This window comes from Mesobacillus sp. (assembly GCF_049588175.1).
Lineage (GTDB): Bacteria > Bacillota > Bacilli > Bacillales > Cytobacillaceae > Mesobacillus.
Genome location: NZ_JBAVFI010000037.1, coordinates 1 through 2,234, shown reverse-complemented (window position 1 = coordinate 2,234; position 2,234 = coordinate 1). Strand labels below are relative to the sequence as shown.

Here is a 2,234-nt window from a genome sequence, read left to right as displayed (position 1 = left end):
ACATACAGCTTGATAGAATTACAGATAAACATCTAGCTGAACTCTCTGAAAAGGATCTTGAGGTATTGGCTATTTTCAGAATCATGAATAGTGGATATAAATTCACACCCCAGGTTATCAAAAATGAGGATGTAACACGCGAAGAATTTGCGGCTGTAAATGAAAACCTTGATATGCTTCCGGGTGTAAATGCGACGACAGATTGGGACAGAGAGTATAAATATAATGATACATTTAAACCAGTCCTCGGCAGAGTTACTACCACTAATGAGGGACTACCAGCTGACAGAATAGACTATTACATGTCAAGGGGCTATACTCGCAATGACCGAGTAGGTAAAAGCTATTTAGAGCTCGAATATGAGGATGTCCTCCAGGGCAAAAAAGAAAAAGTGATCAACGTGACTGACAAGGCAGGTGAACTGTTGGAAAAGGAGCTTGTATCGGGGGGACAGAGAGGCAAAGATTTAATATTGAGTTTGGATATGGATCTGCAGATTGCTGTAGAGAAAGTAATCGAGAAGGAATTATGGGCGGCAAAAAGTTCTCCTGGAACTAGTTTATTAGACAGAGCTTATGTTGTTTTAATGGATCCGCACACTGGGGAAATTTTGGCTATGGCGGGTAAAAGAATTGTTAAAGATCAGGATACCGGTGAAAAGTACCTTGAAGATGACGCCTTAGGAAATATACTGAATACTTTCAATGTTGGTTCTGTTGTTAAAGGAGCTACTGTACTGACCGGATACAAAACCGGCGCAATCAATTCAACGACAAGATTTGATGACAGGGCTCTTGAAATTGCAGGTACACCAATAAAGAAATCCTATAATTATTTAGGTGTCATGAATGACATTGATGCACTGAAAAAATCCTCCAACGTATATATGTTCCACACAGCCATCAGAATCGGCAAAGGAGTATACCAATATAAAAAACCATTGAATCTTGAGCCAAAGGTTTGGGATACAATCCGTAACTCTTTCGCTTCATTTGGGCTTGGGATCCGGACTGGAATAGACCTGCCGAATGAACAAACAGGTGCAAAGGGTGTCAATTACCCTATTGGAAAAGTGCTTGATCTTGTGATTGGGCAGTATGATACGTATTCCACTATGCAGCTTGCCCAATATATTTCAACCATTGCCAACGGTGGCATGCGGATGCAGCCAAGAATTGTTAAGGAGATTCGCGAACCAGCAAGCAATAGCAGCCAGCTAGGACCTGTATTTATGACATATCCCCCTGTAGTACTTAATGAAGTGGGTATGGAGAAAGAATGGTTCAACCGAGTCCATACAGGATTTGAGAAAGTGATGCAGGAACCAGGTGGTACAGCCTATCGATTTTTTGGAAACGCCCCCTACTCTCCTGCAGGAAAAACAGGAACAGCTGAAGCGTTTTATGACGGCCCTTTGCGCAAGAAAAATGATCCTCTTGTCCAAACGATGAATTTAAGCCTTGTCGGATATGCCCCTTCGAAAAATCCCGAAATCGCCATGGCAGTCATGGTTCCATGGGCATATCAGGGAACTGTAGATCATCGGGCAAATTTGAAGATTGGCAGAGCGGTTCTGGATACGTATTTTAATATGAAGAATTTGAATTCTGCTAGTATCATGGAAGAAAAAGATAAATCAGAGACGCTGGAATAAAAGAGGCTGTGCCATAAAATGGCACAGCTTCTTTTGCAAAGTTCAATTAAAGTTCTTTAGACAATACAGGCTTATTCATTCCTACGCTTTCAAATGCAGCGCCAAGTTTTTCTTCACCTTGTGCGAATGTCGCATCAGCAGCCTCCATGTTTGGAGCATCTTTCTTCAGCTCTTCCGCTTTTGCATTGTAAGCTGCTGCAATATCCTTAACTGCAGCTTCAAGATCTGCTTTTTGATCTTTCAATTCAGCTGGGATTTCCAAGCCTTCAACATTTGAAGCAACTGCTGCTGCAGAAGCACTTGCTGCTGCTTTTAATTCTGCTTGAGCTTTAGGATCTTCTTCTCCTTCGTATGCACTTAGGTCAGCGTCAGCTTCGTTAATTGCATTTACGACACTCATATAGAATTTGTACATTGCACTCTTAGGGTTTGCTGCTGGTTTAGCAGCCTCTTCTGTTTCCTTCTTTACAGGTTCAGCTTCCTTTTCTTTTTCTGCAGAGCATGCTGTCAACCCGATTGCGAATGTGATCGCTGAAAGTAAAATCCAAAACTTTTTCATCTTTGTTCTCCCCTTCATTC

The 2,234-nt window shown here is 41.7% G+C and carries 2 protein-coding genes; one reads left to right on the top strand and one right to left on the bottom strand.

Translation table 11 applies throughout. The features are described from left to right. A partial coding sequence (locus WB217_RS00815; protein ID WP_423989736.1) for a peptidoglycan D,D-transpeptidase FtsI family protein occupies nucleotides 1-1,655 on the top strand: 1,655 nt, incomplete at its 5' end. 46 nt (nucleotides 1,656-1,701) lie between these two features. On the opposite strand, the gene WB217_RS00810 is transcribed toward WB217_RS00815, so the two are convergent. Beyond that, nucleotides 1,702-2,214 carry a hypothetical protein gene (locus WB217_RS00810; protein WP_423989734.1) on the bottom strand — a complete coding sequence of 171 codons (513 nt, stop codon included), beginning with the start codon at nucleotides 2,212-2,214 and terminating at the stop codon, nucleotides 1,702-1,704. Nucleotides 2,215-2,234: the final 20 nt, after the last annotated feature.